Annotated in this window: 7 protein-coding genes; 4 read left to right on the top strand and 3 right to left on the bottom strand. The window is 69.6% G+C overall.

Features of this window, described 5'->3' with window-relative positions; genetic code table 11:
* From B2J86_RS17865 to B2J86_RS17855, 3 genes are all read right to left on the bottom strand, one after another.
* Positions 1–1,771 (bottom strand): DUF3488 and transglutaminase-like domain-containing protein (locus B2J86_RS17865; RefSeq protein WP_173026291.1); only part of this gene is annotated, 1,771 nt, incomplete at its 3' end.
* A 109-nt stretch (positions 1,772–1,880) separates the two neighbouring features.
* Positions 1,881–2,948, bottom strand: coding sequence for a DUF58 domain-containing protein (locus B2J86_RS17860; protein ID WP_173026290.1), 1,068 nt, complete (start codon positions 2,946–2,948; stop codon positions 1,881–1,883).
* Between the two features lie 11 nt (positions 2,949–2,959).
* Positions 2,960–3,880 (bottom strand): MoxR family ATPase, encoded by a 921-nt coding sequence (locus B2J86_RS17855; RefSeq protein WP_173026289.1) that lies wholly within the window; start codon positions 3,878–3,880, stop codon positions 2,960–2,962.
* 43 nt (positions 3,881–3,923) lie between these two features.
* Here B2J86_RS17855 and B2J86_RS17850 point away from each other — a divergent pair, with 43 nt between their 5' ends.
* From B2J86_RS17850 to B2J86_RS17835, 4 genes are all read left to right on the top strand, one after another.
* Entirely contained in the window at positions 3,924–4,877 is a 954-nt protein-coding gene (locus tag B2J86_RS17850) for a histone deacetylase family protein (protein ID WP_169170729.1), read from the top strand.
* A gap of 33 nt (positions 4,878–4,910) precedes the next feature.
* On the top strand, positions 4,911–5,741 hold the full coding sequence (locus B2J86_RS17845) for an enoyl-CoA hydratase (protein ID WP_169170728.1): 831 nt from the start codon (positions 4,911–4,913) through the stop codon (positions 5,739–5,741).
* Between the two features lie 6 nt (positions 5,742–5,747).
* Positions 5,748–7,073: a mechanosensitive ion channel family protein gene (locus tag B2J86_RS17840; RefSeq protein ID WP_169170727.1), complete on the top strand. Its 1,326-nt coding sequence runs from the start codon at positions 5,748–5,750 to the stop codon at positions 7,071–7,073.
* A 136-nt stretch (positions 7,074–7,209) separates the two neighbouring features.
* Positions 7,210–7,832 (top strand): electron transfer flavoprotein subunit beta/FixA family protein (locus tag B2J86_RS17835; RefSeq protein ID WP_173026288.1); only part of this gene is annotated, 623 nt, incomplete at its 3' end.

Here is a 7,832-nt window from a genome sequence, read left to right as displayed (position 1 = left end):
CCCACAGCGCCCCGAGCGCGCCGGCCAGCGCCAAGGCGCCGACCAAGCCCGCGAGCACGCGCGCCAGGTCCTGCCAGCTGGGCGCGCCGAACCCGAGCGCCTTGAGCAGGTCGAGCTGGCGGCTTTGCGTGTAGTTCAGCACCCACTGGTTCCAGGCGTGGTTCACGGCCTCCCAGGTGGCGCGCAGGCGCTGCGCCATGCCGGGGCTGAGCACGCTGCCCATGGCGTCGCCGAACGCGCCGCGCGGCGCCGGCAGGCGCCGGAACTGGCCCACGCGGTCCGGCGCCACGGCGCCCGTCGGGTCCACGCGCACCCAGCCGCGGCCTTCCACCCACACCTCGGCCCAGGCGTGCGCATCGCTTTGGCGCACGGTCCAGCCGCCGTCGACGTCGTTGCGCTCGCCGCCCTGGTAGCCGGTGACGATGCGTGCGGGCACGTCGGCGGCGCGCATCAGCACCACGAAGGCCGAGGCGATGTGCTCGCAAAAACCCTGCTTGCGGTCGAACCAGAATTCGTCGGCGGTGTGCTCGCCGTAGACGCCGGGATCGAGCGTGTACTGGTAGCCGCCAGTGCGCAGGCGCGTGAGCGCGGCATCCACCAGCGCGGGCGTGCCGCCGCGGGCCACGGCCGGGTCGGCGCGCAGTTGCTGCGCCAGCGCCAGGGTGCGCGGGTTGAAGCCCGCGGGCAGCTCGACCAGTGCGCGCAGCTGCGGCGTGGCGCGCGTCGGGCCATGGCGGAACTGCGGGTAGCTGGTGGCGCTGTAGCGCAGCACGTCGGTGACCGGGCGCGTGGCCAGCCACTGCAGGTCGGGGGCCATGACGGCGCCCATGCCGGCGATGTCGGGGCGCTCGGGCGCCGCGTCGAGCACCATGAGCCAGGGGCGCTGGTGCGGCTCGAGCGTGACGGTGTAGCGCAGTGGCGCGCCGCGCACGTGCAGGTGCGCGGGCAGGCTTCCGGGATCCGGCCAGGCCGCGCCGCCGCGCCCGGCCGGTGCCTGCCATTGGCGGCCGTCAAAGCGCGAGAGCACCGGGCCGCGGAAGTACAGCTGCGACGCCGGCGGCGCCGCGTTGTCTGCCGTGTCGAACAGCACGCGCAGGGCCACGCTGTCGTCGAGCGCCAGTGTGGCGATGCTGCCGACCTCCATCTGGCCCGACAGGCCGCTGCGCCCGGTCAGCGCGTCGCTGGGCAGGCCCCACAGCGGCGCCATGCGCGGAAACAGCAGGAACAGCGCCAGCATGATGGGCGTGCCCAGCAGCGCCATGGTGCCGGCCGTGCGCAGCGCCAGCGCCAAGGGTGGGCGGCCCACCGGCATGTGGGCATTGACCAGCGCCGTGAGCAGTCCCAGCAGGGCGATGAGCATGGCGGCCGCGGTGGCGAGCGATTGCGAATAGAAGAAGTTGCTGAGCACCGTGAAGAAGCCCAGGAAGAAGATCACCAGCGCATCGCGCCGCGCGCGCGCCTCCAGCGTCTTGAGGCCCAGCAGCACGACGATCAGCGTGGTGCCCGCGTCGCGCCCGAGCAGGGTGCGGTGCGTGAGCAGCGTGGCGCCCACGGCCAGCGCCACCACGGGCAGCACGGCCCAGCGCCCGGGCAGGGGGCGGCCCTGCCAGGCCAGTGCGCCGCGCCACAGCAGCAGCAGGGCGGCCAGCGCGCCGGCCCACGCCGGCAGGTGCAGGGCCTGCGGTGCGATCACCCACGCGATCACCACCAGCAGGAACAGCGTGTCGCGCGCGTCGCGCGGCAGCGCAGCGAGGGTCCGGCGCAGGCTCATGGCAGGCGGGCGGGGGGCTGCGGCAGGGGCGCAATGTTGCTATTCAATGAATAGCTTCTCGCGCTTGCCGGTATTGGGCTGGAGGCCATTTTCATATCAAACCGCTGCTTCAGAAGAGCGCCAGCGCCTCCAGGCAGCGCCGCTGCTGGGCTGCGCCGCTGCCCTGCGGGATCTCGGTACCGGGCAGGCGCAGGCCATAGTCCAGGCCCAGGCGCTCGGCCAGCAGCACCCAGGCGGCCAGGCGCGACAGGCGCGCTTCGGGATCGGGCAGGCCGGTGCGCTCGGGTGTGAACCACAGCTCGTGGCGCTGCAGGCGTTCGGCGTCGCGGCTGACCAGGGCATCGGTGCCGGCGGCCAGCGCCTGCGCGGCCTTCTTCCAGACCACCTGCTGAAGCGGGTCGCCGCGGCGGTAGGCGCGCACGCCCTCGAATTCGCCCGCGCCCTGGCTGGAGGCGGCGCCGCCGCGGCCGGCGCGTGGCTCGCCCGGCGGCAGCGGCGGCGCCGGGGTTTCGGGCGCGGGGTAGACCATCAGCTGCGCCGCGGGCCGCCACACCGTCCAGACGCGGAAGGTGCCCAGCGGAAAACGCGTTTCCACCGTGAGCGTGGGCAGACGGTGCAGGCCGCGGCGCGTGGGCGCAAAGGCCACGCGCACGCTGGCCGCGCCCTGCGCCGGCACGTCGGTCACGGCCCATTGGCTGCTGCCCTGCACGGCCAGCGCGATGCCATAGCGCGGCGTGCGCCGCGTGCTGCCCAGCCGCACTTCGAGCGGCGCGCTGTGGCCCAGGAACTGCGGCTGCGGCGGGGGCAGGTGCAGCGCGAGGCCGCGCAGGCTGGCGTGGCCGAGGTGCATGCCCACCACGGCGCTGCCGGCCAGCAGGAAGGTGAGCAGGTAGCCCAGGTTGAGCTGGAAGTTGATCGACGCCACGAGCAGCACCAGCAGTGTCAGCGCCAGCATCCAGCCCGGCCCCGTGGGCAGGATGTAGACGTTGCGCTGCGTGAGCTGCAAGGTGTCGGCCAGCGGCAGGCGCGCCTGCCACCAGCGCGCCAGGCGCCGGCGCAGCGCGGACAGCGGATTCAGCGCGGCCAGCCGCGCGCGCGCACGCTGCCGGGTGGCGGAGTGGGCGGCGTGGGGAAGGGACGACAAGGGCGGCGGGCGGCGGCTGTCTGCCTTGGGCATGGGCGGCGCGCTCAGGGCAGGGGCACGGCCTCGACCATGGCGCGCACCTGCTCGACGGCACCGCGCCCGGCGTTGCCCACCGGCACCAGGCGGTGCGCCATGGTCTGCGCCACGATGGCCTGCACGTCGTCGGGCGCCACATAGTCGCGCCCGCAGATCAGCGCCTGCGCCTTGGCCGCGCGCACCAGCGCGATGCCGGCGCGCGGCGACAGGCCCTGCAGGAACCAGTGGCCCGAGCGCGTGGCGGCGACCAGGTCCTGCACATAGTTGAGCAGCGGCTCGGCTGCGTGCACGGCCAGCACCTGGCGCTGCAGGTCGGCCAGTTCCGGGGCCGACAGCAGCGGCAGCATCGCCGAGACCATGTCGCGCCGGTCGCTGCCCGCCAGAAGCAGGCGCTCGGCCTCGCGGTCCGGGTAGCCCAGCGAGATGCGCATCAGGAAGCGGTCGAGCTGCGACTCGGGCAGCGCATAGGTGCCCAGCTGGTCGTGCGGGTTCTGCGTAGCGATGACGAAGAAGGGCTGGGGCAGGGCGCTCGTCTCGCCCTCGACGGACACCTGCTTTTCTTCCATGGCTTCGAGCAGCGCACTTTGCGTCTTGGGGCTGGCGCGGTTGATCTCGTCGGCCAGCAGCACCTGCGTGAACACCGGGCCGGGGTGGAAGACGAAAGCCTCCTTGCCGCGCTCGTAGACCGAGACACCGATCAGGTCGCTGGGCATCAGGTCGGCGGTGAACTGCACGCGCGCAAACTGCAGCCCGAAGGTGTGGGCCAGGGCGTGTGCCAGCGTGGTCTTGCCGACGCCGGGAACGTCTTCGATCAGCAGGTGCCCGCCCGCCAAAAGGCAGGCCACGCAGTCCTGTACACGGGCACTTTTGCCCACAATCACCGTGTTAAGCTGGTCCAGAAGAGACCGGATTTTGTGCTGTGCATGCATGGCACGACGTTAATCGAAAAAAGAGACCGACGGGGACACCACCATGGGCAAGACGGGTTACTTCACCCACCGCGACTGCTGGAAGCACCAGATGGGGCCGGGCCACCCCGAGTGCCCCGAGCGGCTCGACGCCATTGAAGACCGGTTGCTGATCACGGGCGTGTTCGATGCGCTCGAACGCATGGAGGCGCCGCTGGCCCCCCTGGCCGACCTCGAGCTGGCCCACGACCGCATGCACATTGCCGCGCTGCGCGGCATCTCCGAGCGGCTCATCGAAGAGCGCACGGCCGGCGGCCCGGAACTGGCGCAGATCGACCCCGACACCTCCCTCAACGAGCACACCTGGACCGCGGCGCTGCGCGCGGCCGGCGCCGCGCTCGCCGCCACCGATGCCGTGATGGCCGGTGATCTCGAGAATGCCTTTTGCGCCGTGCGCCCGCCGGGCCACCACGCCACGCGCAACAAGGCGCAGGGTTTTTGCTTTTTCAACAACGTGGCCGTGGCCGCCAAGTACGCGCTCGAGCGCTACAAGCTCCAGCGCGTGGCAGTGGTCGACTTTGACGTGCACCACGGCAACGGCACCGAGGACATCCTCTCGGGCGACGAACGCGCGCTGATGGTGGGCATCTTCCAGCACCCGTTCTATCCGTTCAGCGGCGACCAGAACCCGGCGCCCAACATGCTCAACGTGCCGGTGCCGGCCTACACGCGCGGCATGGACATCCGTGAAATCATCGAGATGACCTGGATGCCCCGCCTGGAGGCCTTCCAGCCCGAGATGGTCTTTGTCAGCGCCGGCTTCGACGGCCACCGCGAGGACGACATGGGCCAGCTCGGCCTGGTCGAGCAGGACTACGCCTGGATCACGCAGCGCATCAAGGACGTGGCGCGGCGCTATGCCAAGGGGCGCATCGTTTCGTGCCTGGAGGGCGGCTACGTGATGAGCGCCCTCTCGCGCAGCGTCGAAGCGCATGTGCGTGTGCTGGCCGAGCTGTGACCGCGTTTCTGTGTTTTTTCACCCTTTTGCACCATGACTTCTTTTTCTTCCGACACCGATACGCCGCTGCGCGTGCAGCGCGATGCACGCGGCGTGCTGACCCTCACGCTCAACGATGGCGCGCGTTTCAATGCGCTGGGCAGCGAGATGCTGACCGCGCTGCAGCAGGCGCTGGACGCCGCTGCGAGCGACGAAGGCCTGCGCGTGGTCGTGCTGGCCGCCGAGGGCCGGGCGTTTTGCGCCGGCCACAACCTCAAGGACATGGCGCAGCACCCCGATCTGGCGTGGTACCAGCAGTTGTTTGCCCAGTGCAGCCGCATGATGCTGAGCCTGCACAAGCTGCCGGTGCCGGTGATTGCGCGCGTGCACGGCATGGCCACAGCGGCCGGTTGCCAGCTCGTGGCCCAGTGCGACCTGGCCGTGGCCGCTGATGAGGCCACGTTCGCCACCAGCGGCATCCACTACGGCCTGTTCTGCGCTACGCCCAGCGTACCCCTGGTGCGCAATGTGCCGATCAAGCGCGCCATGGAGATGTTGCTCACGGGCGACTTCATCGACGCGCCCACCGCCTTGGCGCAGGGCCTGGTCAACCGCGTCGTGTCTTTGGCCGCGCTCGATGGCGAAGTGGAAAAGCTCGTGCAATCGATCTTGCAGAAGCCCCGCGTGGCGGTGGCCATGGGCAAGGCCCTGGTCTACCAGCAGCGCGAGCTGGGGCTGGACGCGGCCTACCAGCTGGCCGGCCAGGCCATGGCCACCAACATGATGGACGAGGCCGCGCAGGAAGGCGCGCAGGCGTTTGCACAAAAACGCAGCCCCGCCTGGAAATTGGCGCCCGATGGCACGCACCCGGCAGCGGCCGAATAAGACGCAATGGAAATCTTCGACAAGCTGTTGCATGACTTCAACCGCTCGAGTACCTGGACCGAACTGGGCCTGCTGCTGGCCTGCCTGGGCCTGGCTTACCTGATCAGCCGCACCCTCGGGCGCGGTCAGCCGCCCGTGTCGATCTGGTTCGGCCGCCGCACCGTTGACGGGCTGGCGTTTCCCTTGCTGGCGCTGGCGCTGGTGCTCGTCGCCCGGTTCACGCTGGCGCACTACGAGACGGTGTTTCTGCTGCGCCTGGCAGTGCCCATCCTCACCTCGCTGCTGTTGATCCGCTTCCTGGCGCGCGTGCTCGGGGCGGTGTTCCCACAGTCCGGTCTGATGCGCCTGGCCGAACGGGTGGTGGCATGGCTGGCCTGGGTCGCGGCGGTACTGTGGATTCTGGGGCTGCTGCCATTGGTGCTGGACCAGCTCGATGCGGTCACGCTGACGCTGGGCAAGAACCGGGTGAGCCTGCTGGCACTGATCGAGGGCGTGCTCTCGACCGGGCTGGTCATCCTGGGCACGCTGTGGCTGTCTTCGACATTTGAGCGCCGCGTGCTCGACAGCGCGGTGAGCGACCTGTCGATGCGCAAGGTGGCCGTCAACGCGACGCGCGCGCTGCTGTTGCTGGTGGGCATGCTGTTCACGCTCTCGGCGGTGGGGGTGGACCTGACGGCGTTGTCGGTGCTGGGCGGCGCCGTGGGCGTGGGCTTGGGCTTCGGCCTGCAAAAGCTCGCGTCCAATTACGTCAGCGGTTTTGTCATCCTGCTCGAACGCTCGCTGCGCATTGGCGACAACGTCAAGGTCGATGGCTTCGAGGGCCGCATCACCGACATCAAGACACGCTACACCCTGATCCGCGCCGGCAGCGGACGCCAGTCGATCGTGCCCAACGAGACGCTGATCACACAGCGCGTCGAAAACCTCTCCGAGGCCGACCGCAAGTTCAACGTCACGACCAACATCGTGGTGGGCTACGACAGCGATGTGGACCAGGTGCTGCGCATCCTGGCGGCGGCGGCGGCTTCCCAGGCGCGCGTGCTGCCCAGTCCCGAGCCGGTGGCATTTCTCATCAACTTTGCGCCCGACGGTCTGGAGTTCAGCCTGAACTTCTGGATCAGCGACCCCGAAGCGGGCACGCTCGGTCTGCGCTCTGCCGTCAACCTGGCCATCCTGCGCGCGCTGCGTGCGGCCGGCGTGCGCATTCCCAGTCCGCAGCGCGTGGTGCAATTCGATGGTGCCTTGCCGGTGGCGGTGCAGCCCGGCACCATGCCGGCTGCCGCAGGCGCCCACGGCGCGGCACAGACCACCAGACCGGCGGCACCCCTATAATCCATAAAAGCACGGCCGTACTTTTTTGATAAACCTGTCGGGCGCGCGACGCTGCAGCGCAACAGTGGGCTGTGGTGCAGCCTAAAATAGCTTGGTTTACGTTAACGTCAATTCAACAACTCTAGGAGCCGCAGCAATGAAGGTTTTGGTCCCTGTCAAGCGCGTGGTCGACTACAACGTCAAGGTCCGGGTCAAGTCGGACGGCACGGGCGTCGACACCGCCAACGTCAAGATGAGCATGAACCCCTTTGACGAGATCGCCGTCGAGGAGGCCGTGCGCCTCAAGGAAAAGGGCGCCGCCACGGAAGTCATCGCAGTCTCGTGCGGCGACGCCAAGAGCCAGGAGACGCTGCGCACGGCGATGGCGATCGGCGCCGACCGCGCGATCCTCGTCGAGACCCCGGCGGACCTCGAGCTGCAGCCGCTGGCCGTCGCCAAGCTGCTCAAGGCCCTGGTCGAGAAGGAGCAACCGGGCCTCATCATCCTGGGCAAGCAGGCGATCGACGACGACGCCAACCAGACCGGCCAGATGCTCGCAGCGCTCGCCAACCTGCCCCAGGGCACGTTCGCGAGCAAGGTCGAAGTCTCTGGTGACAAAGTCCACGTCACGCGCGAAGTCGACGGGGGGCTGGAGACCCTGGCATTGAGCCTCCCTGCCGTCGTCACGACCGACCTGCGCCTGAACGAGCCGCGCTACGTGACGCTGCCCAACATCATGAAGGCCAAGAAAAAGCAGCTCGACGTCGTCAAGCCCGAGGA

It is taken from the genome of Acidovorax sp. SRB_14, assembly GCF_012932145.1.
In the GTDB taxonomy this organism is placed as follows: domain Bacteria; phylum Pseudomonadota; class Gammaproteobacteria; order Burkholderiales; family Burkholderiaceae_C; genus Simplicispira.
This window is presented reverse-complemented; position numbering and strand designations above follow the sequence as displayed.

What these genes read in the sequence shown, in the direction of transcription:
- B2J86_RS17860 (WP_173026290.1), bottom strand. Translation starts at nt 2,948, where the DNA reads ATGCCCAAGGCAGACAGCCGCCGCCCGCCGCCCTTGTCGTCCCTTCCC.
- B2J86_RS17855 (WP_173026289.1), bottom strand. Translation starts at nt 3,880, where the DNA reads ATGCATGCACAGCACAAAATCCGGTCTCTTCTGGACCAGCTTAACACG.
- B2J86_RS17850 (WP_169170729.1), top strand. Translation starts at nt 3,924, where the DNA reads ATGGGCAAGACGGGTTACTTCACCCACCGCGACTGCTGGAAGCACCAG.
- B2J86_RS17845 (WP_169170728.1), top strand. Translation starts at nt 4,911, where the DNA reads ATGACTTCTTTTTCTTCCGACACCGATACGCCGCTGCGCGTGCAGCGC.
- B2J86_RS17840 (WP_169170727.1), top strand. Translation starts at nt 5,748, where the DNA reads ATGGAAATCTTCGACAAGCTGTTGCATGACTTCAACCGCTCGAGTACC.